Origin of the sequence: Streptomyces albipurpureus, assembly GCF_023701525.1 — a bacterium.
In the GTDB taxonomy this organism is placed as follows: Bacteria; Actinomycetota; Actinomycetes; order Streptomycetales; family Streptomycetaceae; genus Streptomyces; species Streptomyces albipurpureus.
The window spans coordinates 61,554-84,244 of sequence record NZ_JAMQAW010000032.1; the positions used below are offsets into that span (position 1 = coordinate 61,554).

General features: G+C 69.2%; 18 protein-coding genes. 4 read left to right on the forward strand and 14 right to left on the reverse strand.

What is annotated here, in order from left to right; translation table 11 throughout:
* Positions 1–166: 166 nt before the first annotated feature.
* The 3 genes from NBG84_RS25695 to pdxR form a co-directional block, all read right to left on the reverse strand.
* A complete protein-coding gene (locus tag NBG84_RS25695) occupies positions 167–3,319 on the reverse strand; it encodes a DUF7824 domain-containing protein (RefSeq protein ID WP_250921974.1) in 3,153 nt (1,050 codons plus the stop codon).
* Positions 3,316–4,749, reverse strand: coding sequence for an SWIM zinc finger family protein (locus NBG84_RS25700; protein ID WP_250921975.1), 1,434 nt, complete (start codon positions 4,747–4,749; stop codon positions 3,316–3,318). Before NBG84_RS25700 ends, NBG84_RS25695 begins: the two co-directional genes overlap by 4 nt.
* Positions 4,750–4,944: 195 nt before the next feature.
* A complete protein-coding gene (gene pdxR, locus NBG84_RS25705) occupies positions 4,945–6,612 on the reverse strand; it encodes a MocR-like pyridoxine biosynthesis transcription factor PdxR (RefSeq protein ID WP_250921976.1) in 1,668 nt (555 codons plus the stop codon).
* A 181-nt stretch (positions 6,613–6,793) separates the two neighbouring features.
* Here pdxR and NBG84_RS25710 point away from each other — a divergent pair, with 181 nt between their 5' ends.
* Positions 6,794–7,849 carry a DMT family transporter gene (locus NBG84_RS25710; protein ID WP_250922122.1) on the forward strand — a complete coding sequence of 352 codons (1,056 nt, stop codon included), beginning with the start codon at positions 6,794–6,796 and terminating at the stop codon, positions 7,847–7,849.
* Positions 7,850–8,156: 307 nt separating this feature from the next.
* Here the strand turns inward: NBG84_RS25710 and NBG84_RS25715 are convergent, their stop codons facing one another.
* Positions 8,157–8,987, reverse strand: a complete 831-nt coding sequence (locus NBG84_RS25715; protein WP_250921977.1) for an alpha/beta fold hydrolase — start codon at positions 8,985–8,987, stop codon at positions 8,157–8,159.
* A gap of 160 nt (positions 8,988–9,147) precedes the next feature.
* Between NBG84_RS25715 and sigJ the strand changes: the two genes are divergently transcribed.
* Both sigJ and NBG84_RS25725 read left to right on the forward strand, forming a co-directional pair.
* A complete protein-coding gene (gene sigJ / locus NBG84_RS25720; RefSeq protein WP_250921978.1) occupies positions 9,148–10,050 on the forward strand; it encodes an RNA polymerase sigma factor SigJ in 903 nt (300 codons plus the stop codon).
* Between the two features lie 256 nt (positions 10,051–10,306).
* A complete protein-coding gene (locus tag NBG84_RS25725; RefSeq protein ID WP_250921979.1) occupies positions 10,307–11,071 on the forward strand; it encodes a GntR family transcriptional regulator in 765 nt (254 codons plus the stop codon).
* Between the two features lie 86 nt (positions 11,072–11,157).
* On the opposite strand, the gene NBG84_RS25730 is transcribed toward NBG84_RS25725, so the two are convergent.
* The 4 genes from NBG84_RS25730 to NBG84_RS25745 all read right to left on the reverse strand — a co-directional run bounded on the left by NBG84_RS25730 (position 11,158) and on the right by NBG84_RS25745 (position 16,350).
* Positions 11,158–12,315, reverse strand: coding sequence for an ROK family transcriptional regulator (locus NBG84_RS25730; RefSeq protein WP_250922123.1), 1,158 nt, complete (start codon positions 12,313–12,315; stop codon positions 11,158–11,160).
* A 492-nt stretch (positions 12,316–12,807) separates the two neighbouring features.
* Complete coding sequence (gene mug, locus NBG84_RS25735) at positions 12,808–13,356, reverse strand: G/U mismatch-specific DNA glycosylase (protein WP_250922124.1); 549 nt, start codon at positions 13,354–13,356, stop codon at positions 12,808–12,810.
* On the reverse strand, positions 13,353–14,795 hold the full coding sequence (gene purB / locus NBG84_RS25740; protein ID WP_250921980.1) for an adenylosuccinate lyase: 1,443 nt from the start codon (positions 14,793–14,795) through the stop codon (positions 13,353–13,355). Before purB ends, mug begins: the two co-directional genes overlap by 4 nt.
* 910 nt (positions 14,796–15,705) lie before the next feature.
* Positions 15,706–16,350: a flavin reductase family protein gene (locus NBG84_RS25745; protein WP_250921981.1), complete on the reverse strand. Its 645-nt coding sequence runs from the start codon at positions 16,348–16,350 to the stop codon at positions 15,706–15,708.
* A gap of 67 nt (positions 16,351–16,417) precedes the next feature.
* Here NBG84_RS25745 and NBG84_RS25750 point away from each other — a divergent pair, with 67 nt between their 5' ends.
* Positions 16,418–17,167 carry an ArsR/SmtB family transcription factor gene (locus tag NBG84_RS25750; RefSeq protein WP_425608702.1) on the forward strand — a complete coding sequence of 250 codons (750 nt, stop codon included), beginning with the start codon at positions 16,418–16,420 and terminating at the stop codon, positions 17,165–17,167.
* Between the two features lie 181 nt (positions 17,168–17,348).
* Here the strand turns inward: NBG84_RS25750 and NBG84_RS25755 are convergent, their stop codons facing one another.
* The 6 genes from NBG84_RS25755 to NBG84_RS25780 all read right to left on the reverse strand — a co-directional run.
* A complete protein-coding gene (locus NBG84_RS25755; RefSeq protein ID WP_250921983.1) occupies positions 17,349–17,561 on the reverse strand; it encodes a hypothetical protein in 213 nt (70 codons plus the stop codon).
* Positions 17,562–18,060: 499 nt separating this feature from the next.
* A complete protein-coding gene (locus NBG84_RS25760) occupies positions 18,061–18,840 on the reverse strand; it encodes an SGNH/GDSL hydrolase family protein (protein WP_250921984.1) in 780 nt (259 codons plus the stop codon).
* 309 nt (positions 18,841–19,149) lie between these two features.
* Positions 19,150–20,163, reverse strand: coding sequence for a hemolysin family protein (locus tag NBG84_RS25765; protein WP_250921985.1), 1,014 nt, complete (start codon positions 20,161–20,163; stop codon positions 19,150–19,152).
* The gene (locus tag NBG84_RS25770) at positions 20,160–21,545 is read right to left on the reverse strand and encodes a hemolysin family protein (protein WP_250921986.1); all 1,386 of its coding nucleotides are present in this window, start codon (positions 21,543–21,545) and stop codon (positions 20,160–20,162) included. Before NBG84_RS25770 ends, NBG84_RS25765 begins: the two co-directional genes overlap by 4 nt.
* Before the next feature lie 163 nt (positions 21,546–21,708).
* On the reverse strand, positions 21,709–22,176 hold the full coding sequence (locus NBG84_RS25775) for a GNAT family N-acetyltransferase (RefSeq protein WP_250921987.1): 468 nt from the start codon (positions 22,174–22,176) through the stop codon (positions 21,709–21,711).
* 258 nt (positions 22,177–22,434) lie between these two features.
* Positions 22,435–22,691 (reverse strand): FtsX-like permease family protein (locus NBG84_RS25780; protein ID WP_250921988.1); only part of this gene is annotated, 257 nt, incomplete at its 5' end.

Below are 22,691 nucleotides of genomic sequence, written 5' to 3' on the forward strand. Positions count from 1 at the left end.
CCGGTGGCGCGGACGGCGGGTACTCCGCGCGAACATCAACTCGGTCATGGCATCACCTTGACCGAGCCGTGTTGCCTGGCAACGAACGCTGTATGACCGATGGGTAAAGCCTCACGACGTAGCCTGGCGATCGCTCTGCGGCGCTTCGCCCCTGGGCACCTCGCCACTAGCGAAGTGCCGCCATCAGCCTCGCCGCCTGCTTCACCAACTGGGAGGAGCCTCCACGGTCTGCCAACTCCGCCAGACCCGGTATCCGAACCGCGTCCGTCGGGCCGTTCGCTGAGACCTCTGCCTCGATCATTGCGGGATGTGCACGGGGAGAGTGGACGGGCGTGGGTGGTGCGGTGGGCGCCGGTGTCCAGGGGAGGGCTGCTGTCACCTCCCCTGGAGCGGACTTCTGTCCGTCGCTGACTTCCCCCTGCCCGGCTGGCTGTCGGGCTGTGGATGTCCCCCCTGGTCCGGCTGTCTCGGCCGGCGCCGCCTCGGCAGTCGGGGCGCTTGCTGACGGGGAAGCCCTCGGCTCCCGTGTGGTGGGTTCGGTGTCCGCACATCCGGTGACTGCGTCCACCGGCGCGCTGGGTTCCACGGCTGCCGAGTCCGTTGTGATCGTTGCCCGGTAGCCGATCTGCGGACCGCAACGCTCCACACAGTCTGCGGCGACGGTCAGCAGGGCGCCCAGCCCCCGGGCGGCCTTCTCCGACCGAATGAGGCGGGGTAGTGCGCTGGCGAGTATCGCCCAGACCGTTCCATAGGCACCTGTTGTCGCAGCCGTCCGCAGGGCGTCCGTGACGCGACTGGGCTTCAGCTGGCCATGCCCGATGTACTCGGCCAACTGCCGGCCGAGTAGATCGGGGTCCAGTTGCCGCCGGGCCGCCAGCACCAACAGCGCGTCCACCGCGGCCAGCCGGTCATCGGCGACACGCACTCCCAGACCGGCCGCCAGAGCGCTGTGCATCCCCGGACCCGCCGCCCCGCTGGGGGCTGCCGCCTCGGCGAGCTGAGGCAGGCACCATGAAACGCCCCGGATATCCGCGCCGCCATGGAGATCGGCGACCGTGGCCTCCAACAACCCCGGCACCAACCAGCCCGCGAGTGCGTCCCGGTGGTGCGGAAGTACGGCTGGCCACTGCGGCACCACGGTCTGCCAGTTCGCATAGCGGCTCAGACACGGGTAGCCATGGTGGTGCCGTGGGTCCGGTAGTTGGTTCAGCCAGCGGAATCCGGCCGGGAACTCCCGCTGGACGGCCAGCCGCTCGCGGGTCCGGTCCAGCAGCCGTCGTGTTGCCCGGGCAGGATGCCGCAGTAGGCCGCCGGAGGCCACTTCCTTCGTCCCGCCTGCCTCATCCAGCCGATCCGGTTCCAGGGCACGCAGCAGCGGGCCATCCCCGCTGAGCCAGAGGGCGAGCCGGTCGCCCGCGTCCGTACCCAACTGCGCCGCGGCCTCCACCAACACACCCGGGTCCCACTCACCGTTGTCCCGGGAGACCCGCAACAGCGCCTGCGTGAAGTCGGTCGGCAGGGGTTCCAGACCGAGCCGTCGATACTCCCGTAGCCGACCGATCAGGACCTCGGGATCGAGGACCCCGCTCTCCCCGGTCGGGGTTGAGAGCAGGAAGGGAACCGGTCGGTGTCTGACCGCGTGTGCCACTTCCCACACCCGGGCCGCGGTGATGGCGATGAGCCCGCTGTAGGGGCAACCGGACCGCCAGGTCGGTGTGGCCGCTGCACCCAGGACGTGCTTGTCCGAGATCCGCCCCAGCAGAGCGGCAAGCGCCACCTCCACCCCGTAGGAGCCCTTGTCGAAGTGGTTATCGAGATCGCGCCGGTCAGACATGGGAGGCCGCATCCACCAACGGTCCGCGAGCGCACCGCGCAGCTCGACGATCAGGGACTCCCGATCGCGGTGGGCCATGCGAACCAAGCCGTCCAGCGCGCGCTCGAACCCGCCGGAGTCCCCACGCTGCTGGCGCACCACCACCATCAGCTCCGCCACCAGTTCTGCCATCGAGTCGGTCGCGGGAGCGAGCCTGACCGGTTCGGGGACCGCCGGCAGCAGCTCCTGGTACTCCTCCTGGTCCTCCTCCTCCAGCGCCCCAAAGGTCTCGATCGCCGCCGCGCGATGCATCCGGCTCAGGAACGAGGCCGCCGCGGACAGCTCAACGCGCAGGTCACCGTCGGTAGGGAGCAGATGGCGAGAAACCAACTTCAAGGCCCTTTCCTGGATGCCGAGATCCTCATGGCCGAAGGCGTCCGCGATCACCCGCAGGAGCTCATGGACAGCCGCGGAGCTCTTGGCCGCCTCCTCGCCCTGAGCGCCCTTGGTCTTCTTCCGACGCTGAGTGTGTCCTCGCAGCACCCTGCCCAGCAGCGAGAGCTGCGCCAGGACCAGCTTCTTCTCGGTACGGAACAGAATCGCGCCCGACACCTCGGCAAGGGCCCGGACGGGCAGAGCACCGCTCTCGGCCAGCCGAGCGAGCACCCCCTGAGCCTCCGCCGCCACCTGAGCCGTGCCATCGGCGGCCATCCCGATCCAGTCTGGAATGCGAGCTTCCTCCTCCTGTGGAGTCAGCTCCAACTGGCGCAACAGACCCAGAAAGAAACCCATGTCGCCGGGCTTGCCGCCACGCAGCAGCCGCGCGACACAACCGTCGACCAGGACCGCCCGCTCCACCACGCCGTCCTGGACGAGACCGACGAGCACCGATGGCCAGTGGTCGGGGTTCTTGGGGTGGGAGTACCAGCCCAGAGGCCCGGCGAGCTGGGGAGTCTCAAAGAGCCGCGGAACCAGGAGAGGGGTCTGCGGGTCCTCCGCGAGCCTGGTCCGCAGCCGGTGGGTCCTCCCCGACCGTCGCAGCAGGTCATTGACCCAGCCGTACACATAGCCGTCCGTGGTCGGCGTGGCACAACCGGACAGCTGGACGAGGCGATTGATCAACCAGTAGTCGCCCTGGGCGGTCGAGGCACGAGCGGCGAGCCGATGCGCGATATCACCGAGCCAGTCGGGATCCCTGCCCTTGAGTAGGTCAATCATGACATTGCGGGGCGGGTCGGCCGCGGAGCGGAGGTCTCGGGCGCCCAGCCAGGAAGCAGCGGCTGCTGCTCCGCTGAGACAGCCGGTGCCCGCGACCAGTAGGGCGGCCGCCGCATTGCTGCGCTCCCGCCAGTCCTTCCAACGGCTCAAGTCCGCACCGCGGAACTCGGTGCGCAGGGCCTTCAGCTCGATCAGACACTCCTTGCGCTCGGCCGGGCTCAAGGACTCCACCAGACCGGGAACCTCCCGGAACTTCCCCTGCCGCACTGCTTCCAGAAGCTCGTTCATCGGCCTTCTCCCGCCGCGACGGCCGGAGCGTCCAGGGTGTCGGTGGACGTGCCGACGGTGGCTCCGCGCCGGACCATACGGACCGCGAGCGCGTGTTTGCACGGTCCTCGTCCACCGAGGTGATCCGTCCACCAGACACAGGTGCAGCGCAGCTTTCCGTCGACATCCCTGACCTGGTACACCCGAGCGCCCGAGGTCACCGAGGCCACCCGCCCATCCAGTGCCACCGCCCCCGCCGAAACCAGACCACGGGCCGCGACCAGACGTGGATTGTGACGCTCCGCCCGGTCGGCGTCATAGGGCAGCTCACGATGGAAGTACGCCGCGTCAGCCACGTCATAGCCCACCCGGCCAGCCGTACCGAGCCGCACCAGGGCCGCGCGCACCCGCGCCACCGTCAGACCGGACTGGGCCGCGAGATCAGCCGGATCGATCACGGGTTCCCAGGCGAGTAGCACGGAGATCAACTCGGCGTCCTGGGCGGCCTCCTCGGTGGCCAGTGCTTCCAGCACACCGCCCTCGCCGGAGAACCCTCGACGCGTCTCGGGGGAGAGGGTGAGCGTCAACCGCATCCCCGGGAGCACGACTTCCCAGGCGGTGGAGGTTGCCCCGGCCGACCCCCCGGGGAGTGCGCCGGGGGTGGCCGGCCCGTACACCCGCAGTGCGGTTGCGTGGCGTAGTACCCGCTGGAGTGTGGTCAGCCGCTCCGGCCCCGGAAGACTGATCGCTCCCGCCACCGGCCGAGTGGTCGGCCGGAGGGTCCTTCCCGAGGGCACCACCCACCTCGTCCCCCAAGACGCCCGACCTGTCGACTTGGGGAGCGACCGCAGGAAGCGCACGGCTTCCACGGCGGACAACTCGGCCCGTAGATCGAATCCCGCCGTGGCTACCTGTGCCTCGGCGAATCCGCGCAACCAGCGATCCGGCAGCGGTACCTTCTTCTCCACCACCGAGCCGTCCAGTGTGGTGACCGCCAACTCCCCGGGGCCCACGCGCAGATGAAGCGGACTGTCCCCGGTCAGTCGGGACAGGGCCTGCCGCAGCGGATTGTTGACGTCCACATTGGTGGTGCCCCGCCCGGTCTCCTGACCGTCCAACCCCTCACGGAGCACATCCAGACGGGCATAGACCCCGCAACAGCCCGAGAAGGACTCGAATCGCAGCCGGTCGCCATTGCCCGTCACCACAGGATCGAGCAGCGGGCGCGGAGTGGGGTCCACATAGCGGGCCGCCGCCACATCGGCGACTGCCAGCAGGCCGCGCGCGGCTGTCTGCGGTGAGGTGAGGAAGCCGGCGAAGAAGCTGGGGTGCGGCTGTGCACCCACCGGCGTGAGCCCACCCGAGGTTTCCAGCCCGAGGAGCCCTCCGTCCACCGAGGACTCAAGGGCGGACGGGCGGACATAGGCGAGCGCCTGTGTTGATCGCGTCATGCAATGGACGGTAAGACCTGGCACTGACAACTACCGCTCGCGGCGGCGCCGCTCAGCTGCCAGAAGCCGCTGAATGTTCGGAGTTCTTCCTGGTCACCGCCGCCTCGGTGATTTTTCTGCGGTCGCCGGGGCGGCCCGTTCCCGGCGCCGGGCACGCACCCCGGAACCCACGGGGCCAGCTCGTCCGTAGCGCACTCAGCCAGGTGCCCGGCCGGCCAACAGTCCAACCCCCCGGGCGATCTCGGAGGGGGTCAGATGGGCGTACCCCAGCACCAGGCTCACCCCGGGACCGCCCGGAGCTCCCGGCCCGCCCGTCGAAGGAGGCGGTCCCGTCGGGCCCATGACCGCGCCTGGTACCCCCGGCGGCGTCGCCGGGGCCGAGCCGGACGGGTCCGGCCGTACGGTCGAGTCGTTCCCAGCGGGCCCCTCGGTCGGGTTCGCCCTGTCCACTGCCCCGGCCGACGGCATCCGGTGGTCGGAGAGCAGTCGTACGCCCACACCCGCCCGAGTCGCCCGCTCCGCGAACAGCTCTTCGGGGCCATGCCGTGCCGGCAGCCTGGCGATGATGTGCAGTCCCGCGGCGATACCGCTCACCTCGGTCCCTGGGAAACCCGCCTCCAGCGCTCCGACGAGTGCGTCGCGCCGTTCCCGATACGCCCGCTGGCACCGCCGCAGCTGGCGGTCATAGCCGCCCTGGCCGATGAAGTCCGCCAGCAGCGCCTGATCAAGTGCCGGGTTGCCGAGATCCATCGTGCGCTTGCGCTCGACGACCGCGTCGACCAGCCGTTCCGGCACGACGAGCCAACCCAGTCGTAGGCCTGGGGCCAAGGACTTGCTCACCGAGCCGCTATATGCCACACGTTCGGGATCAAGCCCCTGAAGCGCGCCCACCGGGGCCCGGTCGTAGCGGAAGTCTCCGTCGTAGTCGTCCTCGATGATCAGGCCGTCCACCGATCGCGCCCAGTCGAGGAGTTCGATCCTCCGCCGAGCGGAGTAGGCAATTCCGGAGGGGAACTGATGGGCTGGGGTGGCCATCACCGCACGTACCCCCGAGCGGTACAGCGGCTCCATCGCCAGTCCCTCGCCGTCGAGCCGCAGAGCGGCCATGCGCAGTCCGACGCTGGTGAACACCGGGCCATGGCTGGGACTTCCCGGATCCTCGACGCCGATCGCCCGCTCGCCACGGTCGTGCAGCAGGGAACCGAGCACGGCCGTCGCCTGAGTGACCCCCGAGCACACCACGAGGCACTCGGGATCGGCCACCACCCCGCGCCGCCGAGTGAGCAGCGCCGCCAGAGCCGTCCGAAGTTCGGGCAGACCCCTGGGGTCGGGGTAGCCGAGCGCATGATGAGGCAGCCGGGCCAGCACCGACTTGTGCGCCGCGGCCCACGCGGTCCGAGGGAAGAGGGAGAGATCAGGCGTCCCAGGGCGGAAGTCCACTCGCAGGCCGGGAGTACGGGGGGCGAGATCCCGCGTCGTCCGCACGCCGGAGCGTGCCGCGTCCCCCACCCAGGTGCCCGAGCCCCGGTCGCTGCGCAGATATCCCTCCGCGGTCAGCTGCTCGTACGCCTCGGTGACCAGTCCGCGCGAGACCCCTAGGTCGGCGGCGAGTTCACGGCTGGAGGGCAGCCTGGTGCGTGCCACCAGCCGTCCCGATCGAACCGCGTCGCGCAGTGCGGACTGCAGCGCGCGACCCCGCTGACGGGCGGGTGCCGCCGCGGCGGGCAGCAGCAGCTCCCAGGCGGTCGCCCAGGGCGCCTGGTGCTCGGCGCGCCCTCCTTCCCGCGCCCCGCCTTCCCCTCGATCCCTCACCGCATCCGCTCCTTCTCCTCGCCCACAGCCGCAGCGACCCGGCCGGCTCATCCCCGTACTCACGTCCCTCGTGGCTCGATCACGACACCCGATCGAGCGCCCGGCCCTTCACCATGATCCACCGCGAACGGTCGGTCCGTGGTCGACCGCGACCTCGCTGGGCAACTGGTCCCCGATGACGCACTGGAAGTGGACCTTAAGGAGGGCCGCCGTGATCCTTAGCGTCACTTCCATGGACCACCACCCCGCACCCCGTACGAACCCCCAGGCCCTGCGAGGCGTGCTGCTCGTCTCCTTCGCCTACTGCCTGGTCGGAGCCTCCTTCACTGCCAACAGCGTCCTGGGGGAGTACCCCTACGCCGGCGGCCAGGCCGTACGGTACGCACTCGCCTTTCTGCTTCTTCTGCCCCTGCTCGGAGGTCGGGCGGCACTCCGCCCGGTGCGCGCGCTGACCCCGGCCCAGTGGGGTCGGATCGCGCTGGTCGCCGGGGTCGGCATGGTGGGTTTCAACCTGGCGATCCTGGCCGCCGAACGCACCGCCGAACCGGCTGTCCCGGGGGTGTTCGTCGGCTGTGCGCCGGTGATCGTCGCGGTGCTCGTACCGATGCTCGACCACCGGCGCCCCACCCGCCCCGTGTTGTACGGAGCCCTCCTGGTGGCGGCTGGCGCGTTCACCGTCCAGGGGTGGGGCCGCGCGGACACGGCGGGCATCGTCTGGTCGGTGGCGGCGTTGATCGGGGAAGTCGGCTTTGCGATCCTGGCCGTTCCGGTCCTGCGCCCGCTCGGCCCCCGGCTGCTCACCGCCTGCGTCTGTGGTGTCGCCGCGGTGGAGTCCACGATCGTCGGCCTGGTTCTGGACGGCTCCCGTTTCGTTCGGATGCCCGATGGGGCAGAGGCAGTGGCACTGGTCTGGCAGGCGGCGATCGTCACGGTCATCGGGTTCGTCACCTGGTACATGGGCATCCAGCGCATCGGCGCCGAGCGCGCCACCCTCTTCACCGGCCTCATCCCCGTCACGGCGGCCCTGACCGCACCGCTCGTCGGCACCGGCACCCTGGGCGCCGCACAGGCTGCCGGCGGCGTACTCGTCGGCGCCGGCGCCGCGTTGGGCTCCGGGGTGTTCGGTGAGCGTGGTGCGGTGGGGACCTCCGTCAAAGAGGAGCGCGACGACCCCACCGGAGCCACTACGAAGAACGTCAGCCGGGTACCCGCGCGGGAGGACGGCAGGCGGCCGGGACCGTCGGAGAGGGCCGGACAGATCGACCGGACCGGGCGCCAGCCCCGCTGACGTCCCATCGGACCGCCCGCGGGGTCCGGCTCCCGACCTGAGGGCAAGCGCGGACTCCTACCGCCGGCTCGCGGGCTTCCTACGAGACGGGGAGGGGTGAGGGACACCGCCTGCGGCACCCTCCGTCATCAGGCCGTGGGCTTGTCGGAGTAAGCGGGGAGAGCCCCGGCCTCGACCAGGACGATCCCGACCAGGGCGATCCCGACCGGGACGATTTCGTCCGCGACGATCCCGACCGCAGTGTCCCGATCAGAGTGGCGAGACCGCGGTGCGATGACGACCGGGTGGGGTCGTCGGCCGCTCTCCGTCAGCTGCTGCCGTCGAGGAGTACTCGCGCTACCAGGCCCGGGTTGTCGTTCATCGGCACATGGCCGCAGCCGGGCAGCCGCACCAGACGGGCCCCCGGAATGATGTGCTTCGCCCGAATGCCCTGGCGGCGCAGCAGCAGTCGGTCCCGGGTGCCCCAGCCGATGGTGACGGGAACGTCCGGGACGTCGTCCCTGAACAGGACGGCTCCGCCGGCGGCGAGCGTTTGGTGGAACCCCGTGGCTCCGCGCAACGCCAGGGTCTCAGCGGCCACGGCATCGGGCGAACGGCGCCCCGGGCGGGCGTAGATGGTCCCGGTCAGGGCCATCCGTCCGGCCGCCGTCCGGGACAGGCTGTCGATCAGGGCGGGTGACAGCGCCCTGGCGCCCGTACGCATGGCCCGAAGCGTGCTGAACGCGTACCGCCGTTCGGCCTCGCTCCAGAATCCCGCGGGCGACAGCGCGGTCACCGACCGCACGAGTCTCCCTCGACCCAACTCCAGAGCCAGCAGCCCACCCAGGGAGTTGCCCGCGACATGGGGGCGGTCGATGCCCAACGCCTCACAGAAGCCGCCGAGAACAGCCCCGACCGTCGACAGGTCGTAGGGCACTCCAGGGGGCAGCGGCGGGGAGGCGCCGAATCCTGGCAGGTCCACGGCGATCACATCGCGCCCGGCGGCCAGGATGCCCATGACCGGTTCCCAGGCCTGCCAGTGGTGCCCTATGCCGTGCAGCAGGAGCAAAGGCTCTCCAGCCCCCGCCCTTTCATATGAAACGGACAGTTTTCGGCTGCCCTGGGGTGATGCGACGGAGAACGAAATACTTGCTACCACGGCTGCTGCTCCCTCGTGTCGCCCCTGTACGGCTGCTGTAGACGGGATGTCAGTAATGATTACCGTTCGGTAGCTTCGAGTTCAAGGGGACCGACACTTCAAGCCGGGGTGGCTTTGTCCCGGCTGGACACCCGGGCACCCTTTCGGCTGGGATGGGTGGGTGGCGACCGACACCCTGACCGACGTCTTCGAAGAACACCGGCCCGTGCTGATGGCAGTGGCCTACCGAATGCTGGGTCGGGCCGCCGATGCCGAGGACGTAGTGCAGGAGGCGTGGCTGCGCTGGTCAGCCCGGGAAGCAGGCGATGGAGCGGCTGCTTCCGAGGTCCGTGAACCGCGCGCCTATCTTGTGCGGATCGCCACCCGTCTGGCGATCGATCGGCTCCGCCGGATTCGGTCCAGGCGTGAGTCCTATGCGGGCCCATGGCTTCCGGAACCGATCTCCACGGACCTCGCGGCCACCATTCCCGACGTTGCCGAACGTGCAGTTCTGGCCGAATCGGTCTCCTTTGCGGTCCTTGTGGTGCTGGAGTCGCTCTCTCCGTTGGAACGCGCGGTGTTCGTGTTGCGTGAGGCGTTCGGTTATCCCTATGGGGAGATCGCCGTCACGCTCGATCGTTCCGAGGCGGCCGTACGTCAACTCGCGGGGCGGGCGCGCAGGCATGTCGAGGAACGCAGGCCTCGGTACGACGTCGATCCCGAGGAGTGTCGGGACCTCACCGAGCGCTTCCTCACCGCCGCCTCCGGGGGCGACCTGGACGCCCTGTTGGTCCTTCTCGCGCCGGATGTGCGGCTCGTGGGCGACAGCGGCGGCAAGTCCCGGGGTCCACTGCGGATCATGGCGGGCTCGGACAGGATCGGGCGTTTCCTCGTCGCCATCGCCCGGACCCCGATCCCGGACGCGGAGTTTCTCTTCGCGGAGATCAACGGCGCTCCTGCCCTGTTGGCCCTCTCCGCCGGAAAGCCGGACACCGTCGTCCAGCTGGAGATCGCGAACGGTCTCATTCAGTGCATCTACATCGTGCGCAATCCTGACAAACTCGCCGCGATCGCATCCCTTTGAATCACGGCTTCGCACGTCAGAGGCCGTTGTCCGAAAAGTCGAAAAGAAGCGGACTGTGCGCAAAGCGCACTTCGCCGCGATGCGAACGCCCTATGAACGCTTGTATAAGGCAGTCGATTTTCTGGTGCGGCGATGCAGGATTGGTCTTGACCAAGGTGCCTCATCGCCTTATCGTCGGCTGAGATAGTGCAGGAACCTTTAATAAACAAGGGCGCGGAAAAGCCGCCGCTGACACGGCGAAATGCGGAGGATCAGGGTGGGGACCACGCAGCTGGAATCAGTGCCGGAACCGAAGTACTGGCACCTGAAGAACGTGATCGGAGAAGCACTCGACTCAGACTTTTCGGTGGGCGAGATCCTGCCAAACGAGCGGGACCTCGCCGCTCGATTCGGGGTTGCCCGAGCCACGCTCAGGCAAGCTCTCGAACAGCTTGAGCTGGAGGGACGGCTTCAGCGACGCCGCGGCGTCGGAACCACCGTCGCACCGCCGCGCGTCGGAGTGGATGTCTCCACCGCAGGCCAGGCATGGCCGGGCTCGGCCCAGGACACCTGGCAGTCATACGACTGCGCCAAGGCGGTACCGCCGGCACCGGTCGCCCGGATGCTGGGCACCGGCATCGAAGACGAGACGTATGCGTTGCGCAGGCTGCGGGTCTCCCATGGACACCCGGTGGCGGCCGAGCTGCTCTACGTTCCCGCCACGTCCGTGCCCGATCTCTCGGCCATAGACGCACCTTCCGGACCCTCCAGGGCCCGTGCCGTGCTGCGTGAGCTCCAGCGTCTTGACCTCGATGGCCAGGACCGCTCGGTCGAGCTGGGATCGGCCCGTGCTGACGACGCCAAGGAGCTCGACCGGCTCCCCGGGGCACCCGTGCTCGTGGTGACCACGCGGTACTTCTCGCAGGGCAGGACCGCCGCCGTGACCGTCGCGACCTATCGTGCTGACACCTGCCGGCTCACCTTCGGTGACACCGGTGACGTGGAGATCAGCCACCACGCTGAGGAGCGCCGCGCTTCCTGAGCGCGCGCCCCGAGTAGGCCCCTCCTGCCGTGCACTCGGCAGAGAGGGGCACCCAGGACCTTTCGGCCCGCCGCACGAGCCTCGGCTCAGTGGCGGGCCGTCACCGTTCCCTCCACCGCGAACAGCTCTTCCTCGACATGGTCGAGCGCCAGTCGCAGCGCACCCGTCGCCACGGCTGCTTCACCGAGGAGCGAGAGAGTCACCCGCGGCGGGCGCAGACAGTACCGCGCCAGCTCGTCGCGGAGCGGGTCGAGCACACCGTCCAACCCTGCCGCCCAACCCCCGATCACCACGACCTCAGGATCGAGGGCGAGCACCAACGCCGCCACATCGTGCACCAGCCGTTGGAGAAAGCGCTCAACCGCCGCCTTGGCGCGGGGGTCCCCGTGCCGGGCGAGGGCGAAGACATTGGCCACCGCCTGCTCGTCCAGCGGATGGAGCGGCTCGTCCGTGTGCGAGAGCAGTGTCTCCGGGGACACTTCACGTCCCAACAGGTGCAGCGCGCCGATCTCGCCGGCCGCACCGCCGAAACCGCGGTGCAACCTGCCCCCGATCAGCGAACCCGCACCAGGACTGAGTCCGGCGAGGACGAAGACGATGTCGTCCGAGTCCTTTCCGGAGCCCTTCCAATGCTCCGCTACGGCTGCCGCGTTGGCGTCGTTCTCCACGAGCACGGGGCAGCGGAACGAGCGCTGGAGGCGCTGTCCCAGCGCCAGACCGGTCCAACCGGGAAGCGCGGTACCCAGTCGTACCGTTCCATCCGCCTCGACGATCCCCGGGGAGCCGACCCCGACAGCCCGCAGGCTGGTCCGAGCGATCCCCGTCCGTCGCAGTACATCCGCGATCACCAGCCGCACCCGCTCCAGCCGATCGTCCGCGGACGCCGTCTCCGACACCTCTCGGGACCCCGCGCCGATGATGCGACCATCCAGCCCGGAGACCAGCGCGGCGATCCGGTGGGGGCCGATTTCAACGCCGAGGAGATGGCCCGCCTCCACGCGGAACCGGAACCGTCTGGCCGGTCGGCCCTGGCGGCGTGCCTCGCCCTCCTCGGGAACCGATTCTGCGACCAGTCCTGCTTCAATCAGCCCTTCGATCACACCCTCCACCGTCGGCCGTGACAGGCCGGTGACTCGGGTGAGATCTGTCAGCGTCGGAGAGCCCGCGCCTCGCAGAGCATGGAGTACCACCGCGGAGTTGATCCGCCGCAGCAGCGACGGATCACCGCCGGTCAGCCGCCCCACCATGTTTCCTTCCAGCCCTCACTCGTGCAGTTCGGGCGCGTGTGTCTGCCGGATGGTACTCGCTGGCCGAACGACGTGCACGGTTGCTGCACGGGCTGCAACGCAACGCATCCGATCCTTAACCAACAGAGACCGTCCAAGCGGCGCCTCACCTGGCCAAAGCGCTTGTCCGGCCGGCGGTGGAGAAGTTCTCACCCGACCGGTTTTCGATCGACTTCATATCCAGAGAGTGTAGTTCTGTACCGATTCATCCTTGGTGGGTGGGCCCAACCACCGACCTCCTCACCAACTGTTGGGGACGCATGCCCAGCGCGGCTGCCCCCTCGGGCGCCATCCACGCCCGACGTTCACCTGACCGAGCAGGACGCCGAGTTGAGGTCAACCCCTCCGCGCGCCCACCGGGTGACCGGGTAGGTAGGTCCCCGCTGGCCCCCGGTGGGCTGGGCATCCCCCGCGAGTGACCGTATGGCGGCCGGTCGGGCACCGACAGCGTCAGCCCAGGCCCGATGCCTGTGCCGCCTCCCGCAGTTTGGCGTACTCCTGCGCCATCGCCGCCGCACTCCAGTGCGCGTTCAGCCCGCTGGGGTTGGGCAGCACCCAGATCCTTGTCTCCCCGATGGTGCGCTCCTGCGGCCCGATCCGCGCCTTCTTGTGCGAGAACGCCGTGCGGTACGCCGTGACTCCGACCACGGCCAGCCAGCGGGGTTCCCACCGCTGTACCTTCGCCGTGAGGAGGCGCCCACCCTCGCGGAACTCCTCGTCGTCCAACTCGTCGGCGCGTGCGCTCGCCCGCGCCACCACATTGGTGATCCCCAGTCCATAGCCGAGCAGCTCCCGCTGCTGGTCCGGCTTCAACTGCCGCGGGGTGAATCCCGAGCGGTGCAGCACCGGCCAGAAGCGATTGCCCGGCCGGGCGAAGTGGTGACCGGTCGCCGCGGACATCAGCCCCGGGTTGATCCCGCAGAAGAGCACGGAGAGGCCGTCCGCGACCACATCGTCAATGACGCGGTCGCGGGCGGCCTCCAGTTCGGCGGGGGTCAGAGGATCGACCCCGGGGTGTAGCCAGCCGCCTCGGGGTGGCGCTTGACGATCTCCTCGATACGGGAGACCACCGCGGCGACCTGGTCGGCCGCGGCACCCGTGAACGAGAGCTTGTCGGCCATCAGGGCGTCCAGCTCGCTTCGATCCAGCGGAATGCGCTCATCCGCCGCGAGCTTGTCCAGCAGCTCATTGCGCTCGGCGCCCCGCTCACGCATCGCCAGAGCGGATGCCACCGCGTTCTCCTTGATCGCCTCATGGGCAACCTCGCGACCCACTCCGGCCCGCACCGCACCCATCAGTACCTTGGTCGTCGCCAGGAACGGCAGATAGCGGTCCAACTCACGGGCGATGACGGCCGGGAACGCCCCGAACTCATCCAGCACCGTCAGGAAGGTCTCCAGCAGACCGTCGAAGGCGAAGAACGCATCCGGCAGTGCCACTCGACGCACCACGGAACAGGACACATCGCCCTCGTTCCACTGGTCACCGGCCAGCTCACCCGTCATCGAGGCGTAGCCGCGCAGGATCACCATCAGACCGTTCACCCGCTCACAGGAGCGGGTGTTCATCTTGTGCGGCATCGCGGACGACCCGACCTGCCCCGGCTTGAAGCCCTCGGTGACCAGCTCGTGCCCGGCCATCAGACGGACCGTCTTGGCCAGCGAGGAAGGCGCGGCGGCCAGCTGAACCAGGGCCGTGACCACGTCGTAGTCGAGCGAGCGCGGATAGACCTGACCGACCGAGGTGAGCGCGTGGGCGAATCCGAGATGCCCGGCGATGCGCTGCTCCAGGTCGGCCAGCTTCTCAGCGTCACCGCCCAGCAGGTCCAGCATGTCCTGTGCGGTGCCCACCGGACCCTTGATCCCGCGCAGCGGATAGCGGCCGAGGAGGTCCTCCAGGCGGCCGTACGCCACCAGCAGCTCATCGGCCGCCGTGGCGAAGCGCTTGCCGAGCGTGGTGGCCTGCGCCGCGACGTTGTGCGAACGACCGGCCAGCACCAGCTCCGCGTACTCGGCCGACAACTTGCCCAGGCGCGCCAGGACCGCCACCGTACGGTCGCGCGTCAGCTCCAGCGAGAGCCGGATCTGTAGCTGCTCCACGTTCTCGGTCAGATCGCGCGAGGTCATGCCCTTGTGGACCTGCTCATGCCCGGCGAGGGCGTTGAATTCCTCGATCCGAGCCTTCACATCATGGCGGGTGACCTTCTCCCGCTCGGCGATCGACGCCAGGTCGACCTGGTCAAGCACGCGCTCGTAGTCGGCGAGAGCAGCGTCGGGAACCTCGATGCCGAGGTCCTTCTGGGCACGCAGTACCGCAAGCCAGAGCTGACGCTCCAGCTTCACCTTCTGCTCGGGGGACCACAGGGCGGCCAGCTCAACCGAGGCATAGCGGCCGGCTAGGACATTGGGGATACGAGGCTTCGCAGACGCAGCAGTCACATGGCGAGAGTTTACCCACCGTACGGGGGAGTCCTCGCAGCCCGTACGGAGTGGAAAAGTCCAGGTCAGGACTTCCGGGTGAACCGACTCCAGGAATCGCGCGCGGCACGGGGTTCCAGCGTCCCGCGAAACCTGCGGCTCTGGACAACAAAAAGGGCCGTCGCCGAAGGCCTCCGGGCCTTTGGCGACGGCGGCGTCACGGACCAGCCACCGGCGTAGCGAATCCGCGGCCGCGGGCATCCGTCGCGGGCGACTGAAGAACAGTCTCCCGCGCCATCCCAGCTCCCTCGGTGACCTGCGCCGGATGAACGGCTGTGATGACGGACAACACCAACCCGAGACTGGCCACCAGCACCGAAGCGACCAGTGCGGGGCGGTCCTGCCTTGCCTCTTTCGATTCGCCATCCGCGGAGAACGCAGGAAGGGAGCAGCGGCAAGCGATACCGACCCCCACGTGACCAGCGCAGCCCGCCAAGCGGGTGACAACCCTGGTGAACGGCCGACTGGTGAAGAGGGCTCCCGTTCCGGTAGATGGGGATCAGGGTGTCGCACAGGAACAGACCCCGCAGGGCACCCGTTGTCGCACCGGCGGTTTCGTAGCTGGGCGTTGGTTTCCTGTCACGCCCCATAGGGTGAGAACCCCGCCGTGGATGAGCACAACGACAGCGACCCGCAGGACCGGCCGCACACCGAGGTGACTTGTCGAAGGGGCCTACCGCCGTCGACGCGGAAGGCAGCCCGCAACGGGAGCAGCAGCACCGCGGCGAGTGCGACACCCACCGGAAACGCGTCGGACCCCAGGATGCCCAGCACACCTCCCGCAACGTCGAGGAACACCGCCAGCTTGGCCGCGACTCTTCCCCCCGGTGCCGGTCCGCTGGGGGACGGCGTCCGGTAAGCGCCGCAGGCCTCAGCGAGGCGTCCGGGAACGAAAACTGCGGCCCAGCTCGGGGCCGAGTCCGTAGTAGTGGCGGAAGTTGTAGATCAGCGGGCTCCACCTGGCCGGGTCGATGTGCTGAGAACGGGGCAGAACGATGCGCGGATCGGCATGGACCCTGAGCACCTGGGCTTCGATGATGAGGAACTCTGCCGAGACGTCGGCTTGGACCCTGGCGGCACGGGCCTCAAGTTGGAGGGGGCATTCGGCAACCCGGGGCGGTCGAACCAGCTCGGAGGGCTCAGGCCGTAGGCCCGCGGCCGCGAACTTGTCCGGCTCGAAGCGGAAGCCATCGCGTTTGTCCGCGGGTACGGGGGTGCGCCCGGTGAGTGGCGCAAGCCGCTCTACCGCCGACCACTGAGCCGGCGCGGGCAGGCTGATCACGAGATCACGGCGGCTGCGCAGATTGTGCGCGGTCTGCCCCTCGATGCCCACGCCCAGGACGATCACTTGGCCCAGTGCCCAGGCCGACGACATCGGTGCGAGGTTGAAGGAGCCGTCCTCGTTCTCCGTGGACAGCAGCACCACCGGTGTTCCGAAGTACAGGATGCTCGGCGAGATGGTCACATGATCGCCCGAGGTGTGGGCGGACACGCCGCCGGGTGTGATGGTGTTCATGGGAGCGACGGTAGGGCGAGGACTCTTCGGCACGCGCCGAAGGGACGCTGGTGGATGATGGACGATGATGAACAGCACTCACGCGCATGGCCACGGCCCGGACCTGGCCGCCCTCGCCGGTCTGCTGGCCGACAGCACTCGCGCGAGCTTCTGCCTGGCGCTGCTGGACGGTCGGGCATGGACCGCGACCGAACTGGCGCGCCACGCCGGAGTGGCCGCCTCGACCGCGACCGGGCATCTGAACCTCCTTGTCACCGGCGGACTGCTGGCACAGGAGCGCCAGGGCCGTCATCGCTATGTGCGCCTGGCCGACTCCGATACGGCGGCACTGATCGAGAATCTCGCCTCCCGAGCCCCTCGACGCGCTGCGCCAACCGGCTCGCTGCCGGCTGTCAGCCGAAGCCGGGCCCTGGCCCGGGCCCGCACGTGCTACGACCACCTCGCGGGCGCCCTCGGGGTCGCGATCACCCGGGCCATGACCGATCGGGGACTGCTGGACTGGGAGCGGGGGCTGACGATCACCGGCGACGGCACCGCCTGGCTGGCCGAACTCGGCATCACACTCACCCCCACCAACCGGCGTCCGCCTGTCCGCTCGTGCCTGGACTGGACGGAACGCCGACCCCACCTGGCCGGAACCGTCGGCGCGGCCCTGTGCCTCCACGCCTTCGACGCCGGATGGATCACTCGGATCGGTACCACCCGCGCCGTCGCCATCACCGACACCGGCCAGCGCGCGCTCCGCGAGCACCTCGGCCTGACCGAGGACTCGAAGCATATGGACTCATTCCCCCAGCCGCAGTGCACGTCGAGCTGACCCTCCCGATGCGGGGCCGCGCAGGGTGCGCCCCAAGCCTTCGGCCGCGTGTGTTTTCCGGGGGCGGGACGTGTCGCAACCGCACGGCTCGTTTCCACTGCACCCCGGGGAGTGCGGGACCCATGGGTCCCGGAGGTGTCCCCATCGTCTCCGTGCCCGTTGCGAAGGGTGGCGGGGTGGGCTACGGGCGGCTGAAAGCGACCAGCCAGGTCGTGCCTATGAGGCAGAGCGCCCAGATGGGCCACGCGACCCACAGGGTGGTCGGGCTCACGTCATAGTGGTCGGGACGTGAGGTGACCGCGGTCAGGACCATGGTGTTGCCCACCAGACTGAGCATCGCGCCGGCCGAATTCCAACGACGTCTCCTGTTCTTCCTCTTGCTCTTCTTTTTCATGCGCGGATCATTCCCAGGCGGGCAGGACGGTAGGGCGGACTTGAGGGAGTTCAGAGGTAATCAACTGAGAAAAAGGGAAATATGCCCCACCGTCAGGCCCTGAGATCAGAAAGGGATGTGGTGGAATCCGCTGCGGGGAAGTAGCCGCGGCCTGCGTGCACACAGAGGGAGGGAACCCATGGGCCAGGGGGAGAATGCTCTACCCGTTGAGCCATCGACCCTACCCGCCGACCGGGAGTCGGGAGGCTCCTGCGCTGCCCGTAACCGCCACCCCGCACACCTTGATGTCGGGCGCACCGCGACCAGAAACCCAACACACCACGCGGTCCGTTGGAGATGAGCGGGTGATCAGCCGCCGAGGGGTGTGGCGGGTAGCCGCGCCGGTGCCGAGCACGGTCCTAGCCCTGAGGGCGGCCGACTCCACCGCAGACACCCGGCATGGGTCTGCTGGCGGTGTTGGTAGGCCAGCGCCCCCGTTGCGTTGTTGGCAAGGCCCCCGTCAGGGCTGTGGCGGTTCGTAGGGCAGTAGTTCGGGCCGCTTCGCGGGGAGGCCGTCACCGGATGAGCGTCCCAGCAGCCGACGGCCGATCCAGGGTCCCAGATGACGCCGGGCGAACTGTAGGTCGGCTGTCCGCCGCGCTGCCCATCGCTGGGGTACCGCGGTCGACAGCGGCGTACGCCAGTCGTCTTCGGCGGTCAGGCCCAGTGTCTGCCAGACCGCCTCGGCCACCCGGCGATGACCCTCCGCCGTCAGATGCAGCCGGTCCTCGTCCCACAGCCGTGGGTCACCCAGGGCCCCGGAGCCGTGGAGATCCACCACCCGCGCGCCATGGCGGGCGGCGAGTGTGTCGATGTGGGCGAACAGTTCCTCCATCCGCGGACGGAACCGGGCGAGCATCGGGCCCTGGCGCCCCGGGCTGTGCATCAGCACCAGTTGCCCGCACGACGGCGCCAGCTTCTCCACGGCCTCCTCCAGCAGTCCGCGGACCCTCCCCATGTCACACTGCGGCCGCAGGGTGTCATTGAGGCCGCCGACCAGGGTCACCACATCCGCGTGCATCGCCGCCGCCGTACCGACCTGCTCGTCGACGATTTGGCCGATGAGTTTGCCGCGTACGGCCAGATTCGCGTACCGGAACCCCTCCGTACGAGCGGCCAGCCGTGCCGCGAGGAGGTCCGCCCAGCCGCGGTAGGTACCGTCCGGCAGCAGATCCGACATGCCCTCGGTGAATGAATCACCAACGGCGACAAAGCTTGTGTAGTGGGCACTCATGTCCATGGCGCTGCGATACTACCGCGCGGTAGGTGCTCGGTTCTGTCCCGTGGTGGGGAACCCGCTGGGTGACTGCCGCTCAGCGCGCCGACGCGAGCGCTGGCGGAGCCGGAGACCGCCGTCCTCGAACGCCGGCAGACGGCGATCGCACGTGTCGCCCCGCACCGAGTTGACCCGCGCCGTGAGCGTGGGGAGCGCGGGCGCGGTGGTCGGGCTTTCGCCACCCACCCGTACGGGGAGTGCTCGCCCCGGGTGCAAAGGGGTTCGGCCCCGATCCGCGGGGGATCGGGGCCGAACCGTTGGGGGAACCGGCGATCAGTCCTGGGCGCCCACCAGCTCGCGCAGCACGTCCTCCATCGTCACCAGGCCCTCCGGCCTGCCTTCCTCGTCCAGGACGGCGGCCAGATGGGTACGGCTGCGCCGCATGGCGGTCAGCGCGTCGTCCAACGGCGTGGCGGCCCGAACCCGGGCGATCGGGCGCATCGCGGTGACCGGGAACGGCACATCGCGCGGGGTCGCGTCCAGGGCGTCCTTCACATGGAGGTAGCCCAGGATGTTGCGACCCGTGTCGATCACCGGGAAACGGGAGAAACCGGACTCGGCGGAGAGTAGCTCCAACTGCTCCGGAGTGGTTCCCACCCGTGCGTACACAATCTGGTCCACCGGCATGATCACATCGCGGACCGGGCGTCTGCCCAGTTCCAGGGCGTCACGCAGTCGCTCGGCCGAACGGTCGTCGAGCAGTCCCGCATCGCCCGCGTCCCGCACCATCCGGGCCAGTTCCGCATCCGAGTAGGTCGCGGCCACCTCGTCCTTGGCCTCGACGCGCAGAAGCCTCAGCAGGGTGTTGGCGAAGGCGTTGATCGTGAAGATCACCGGACGCAGTGCCCGGGCGACGGCGACCAGCGGCGGGCCGAGCAGCAGAGCGGTGCGGGTGGGCTCGGCCAGTGCGATGTTCTTGGGCACCATCTCGCCCAGCAGCATATGCAGATAGGTCGCCAGGGAAAGCGCGATCACAAACGAGATCGGGTGAACCGCGCCCTCGGGCACCCCGAGCGAGTTGAACACCGGCTCCAGGAGATGAGCGATCGCGGGCTCGGCGACGATACCGAGGATCAGGGTGCACAGGGTGATGCCGAGCTGGGCTGCGGCGAGCAGCGCCGACACATGCTCAAGCCCCCACAGCACACTGCGGGCCCGACGGTTGCCCGCTTCTGCCTCCGGCTCGATCTGGCTGCGGCGCACCGAGATCAGGGCGAACTCGGCGCCCACGAAGAACGCGTTGACGACCAGGGTCAGCAGGCCGATGAGTAGTTGGATCGCGATCATCGTCCGGCCTCCCCTGAAGCGTCGGACCCGGCCCCGAACCGGGACTCACGGGCGCCGTCACCGTCGTCCCCGGCGGATGGCGGGGGTGCGTGCATCATCACCCGGGCCGCCCGGCGGCCGGAGGCGTCCACCACGTCGAGCCGCCATCCCTGGAGGTCGATCCGGTCGTTCTCGGCCGGGATGCGGCCCAGCTCGGTCGCGATCAGGCCGGCAAGTGTCTCGTACGGACCTTCCGGGACCCGCAGTCCGACCCGCTCCAGCTGGTCGGTGCGGGCGGCACCGTCAGCGGACCAGAGCGATCTGCCGTCGGCGTCCTGTCCGGCAGCGGCCAGATCCGGTGTCTCATGCGGATCGTGTTCGTCCCGCACCTCGCCGACGACCTCCTCGACGATGTCCTCCATCGTCACCACACCGGCCGTGCCGCCGTACTCGTCGATGACGACGGCCATGGTGGATTTGGCGCCCAACCGATCCATCAGCCGGTCCACCGTCAAGGTCTCCGGGACCAGCAGCGGCTCCCGTAGGACCTCGGACACGCTCCGGCGCGGACGCTGGTCCGCGGGGATGGCGAGGACGTCCTTGATGTGCGCGATACCGACGACCGTGTCCAGGTTCCCGCGGTAGATGGGGAAGCGGGAGAGACCGGTGGCACGCGTGGCGTTGGCGACGTCCTCGGCGGTCGCCTGCACTTCGAGCGCCGTCACCTGGACTCGTGGGGTCATCACATTCTCGGCCGTGAGTTCGGAGAGGTTGAGGGTGCGGACGAAGAGCTCCGCGGTGTCCGCCTCCAGGGCGCCTTCCTTGGCGGAGTGCCGGGCCAGTGCGACCAGTTCCTGAGGGCTGCGGGCCGATGCCAGCTCCTCGGTCGGCTCCATCCCGAGCCGGCGCAGAATGCGGTTGGCCGTGTTGTTCAAGTGGCTGATCAGGGGCTTGAAGGCGGCTGTGAAGAGTCGTTGCGCGGGCGCGACGACCTTGGCCACCGCCAGCGGGGACGAGATCGCCCAGTTCTTGGGGACCAGCTCGCCGACGACCATCAGCACGACCGTGGAGAGCGCGGTACCGATGACCAGGGCGACGGATGACGACACGGAGGGGGAGAGCCCAAGGTCCTCGACCGGTCCGCGGATCAGCTTGGAGATGGAGGGCTCGGAGAGCATGCCGACGACCAGATTGGTGACGGTGATGCCGAGCTGCGCTCCGGAGAGCTGGAAGGTGAGACCGCGTACGGCCTTGAGGGCGCTCGCCGCCCCTCGTTCGCCGCGCTCGGCGGCACGTTCGAGGTCGCTGCGCTCAACGGTGGTGAGGGAGAACTCAGCCGCGACGAAGACACCGCAGGCGAGGGACAGCAGCACCGCCACAAGGAGGAGGAGCACTTCGGTCATCGGGTCACCTCCGTCCCATGATCGGGCAGGGGCGGGAGGAATGCTCGATGTCTAATACTGGGAGGCTCGCCCATGGACGGACGCTCACACCTTTCATACAGAGAGTTAGGTCCACCCATGGTAAAGGACCGGCAAAACCGTTCTTAGACAGGTGGCGGCGGTCTCAGCCGGTATGGGCCGGCACTGGGTAGGGCTTCACCCAGCGTCGCCAGTGGTCCTCGCGTCGATATCCCGCCGCTGCCCACGCGTGCTGAGCCCGCTCATTGACTTCCAACACCATAGCGTCGCCGCGCCGGCCTCCCACGGCGAGAAACCGTGTCTCGGCCGCTTGGAGGAGAGCCCCGCCGATGCCCAGCCGTCGGTGGGAGGGCAGCACGGCCAGGCGGTAGAGCGAACACCGCCAGCCGTCATAGCCGGCGATCACCGTGCCGACGATCGTGCCCGCGGACTCCGCCAGGATCAGCGCCTCGGGATCCCTGCTGATCAGCTGGGTCACGCCGGCCGTGTCATCGGTGATGCTGGTCCCTTCCGCCGCCTCGGCCCAGAACGCCAGCACCGTCTCGGCCTCATCGACACGAGCGGTCCGAATCCGCACCTCGGCGGGGGTGAACGGGTCAATCCGTGTTGTCATGGCCCCGAGCCAAGCATGGCCCGACATGGCATCGCCACCCGCTTTTCCTCCGCTCGGTCCCGGCCTGGTTGCCGTTGTCGCCGCGTACGGGTGTACGGGGCTGACCCCTCGCGTACCCGCACCGTCCTCGGGTAGGCCCGGCCATCGGTCCTGGTGCGGTGCAGCCGGTCGAGGCCGGGTACTGGCGGGCCGGGGTGGGGGGATGCCCCACCCCAGCGAGGTCAGGTCGAGTGGTCGGCACTCCGCGCGGGCGATGGACTATTCGTGGGCGATGGCGGTCAGCACATTCATGCGTGAGGCGCGCAACGCAGGAAGCACCGCCGCCGCCAGACCCACCACGACCGACCCGACGACCACCGCGATGACCGTGCCCCAGGGCACCGCGAACGCGGTCAGCCCCTCCAGCGCCAGCACCTGTTGGACGGCCACCCCCCACACCAGGCCCAACGCCAGCCCGAGCAGTGCCCCGAACACCGCGATCACCACGGACTCCAGTCTGATCATGCGGCGCAGTT

Coding starts and splice junctions, on each gene's coding strand:
- NBG84_RS25695 (WP_250921974.1), bottom strand. CDS start 3,319: ATGAACGAGCTTCTGGAAGCAGTGCGGCAGGGGAAGTTCCGGGAGGTT.
- NBG84_RS25700 (WP_250921975.1), bottom strand. CDS start 4,749: ATGACGCGATCAACACAGGCGCTCGCCTATGTCCGCCCGTCCGCCCTT.
- pdxR (WP_250921976.1), bottom strand. CDS start 6,612: ATGAGCCGGCCGGGTCGCTGCGGCTGTGGGCGAGGAGAAGGAGCGGAT.
- NBG84_RS25710 (WP_250922122.1), top strand. CDS start 6,794: ATGGACCACCACCCCGCACCCCGTACGAACCCCCAGGCCCTGCGAGGC.
- NBG84_RS25745 (WP_250921981.1), bottom strand. CDS start 16,350: ATGAACACCATCACACCCGGCGGCGTGTCCGCCCACACCTCGGGCGAT.
- NBG84_RS25750 (WP_425608702.1), top strand. CDS start 16,418: ATGAACAGCACTCACGCGCATGGCCACGGCCCGGACCTGGCCGCCCTC.
- NBG84_RS25755 (WP_250921983.1), bottom strand. CDS start 17,561: ATGAAAAAGAAGAGCAAGAGGAAGAACAGGAGACGTCGTTGGAATTCG.
- NBG84_RS25760 (WP_250921984.1), bottom strand. CDS start 18,840: ATGGACATGAGTGCCCACTACACAAGCTTTGTCGCCGTTGGTGATTCA.
- NBG84_RS25765 (WP_250921985.1), bottom strand. CDS start 20,163: ATGATCGCGATCCAACTACTCATCGGCCTGCTGACCCTGGTCGTCAAC.
- NBG84_RS25770 (WP_250921986.1), bottom strand. CDS start 21,545: ATGACCGAAGTGCTCCTCCTCCTTGTGGCGGTGCTGCTGTCCCTCGCC.
- NBG84_RS25775 (WP_250921987.1), bottom strand. CDS start 22,176: ATGACAACACGGATTGACCCGTTCACCCCCGCCGAGGTGCGGATTCGG.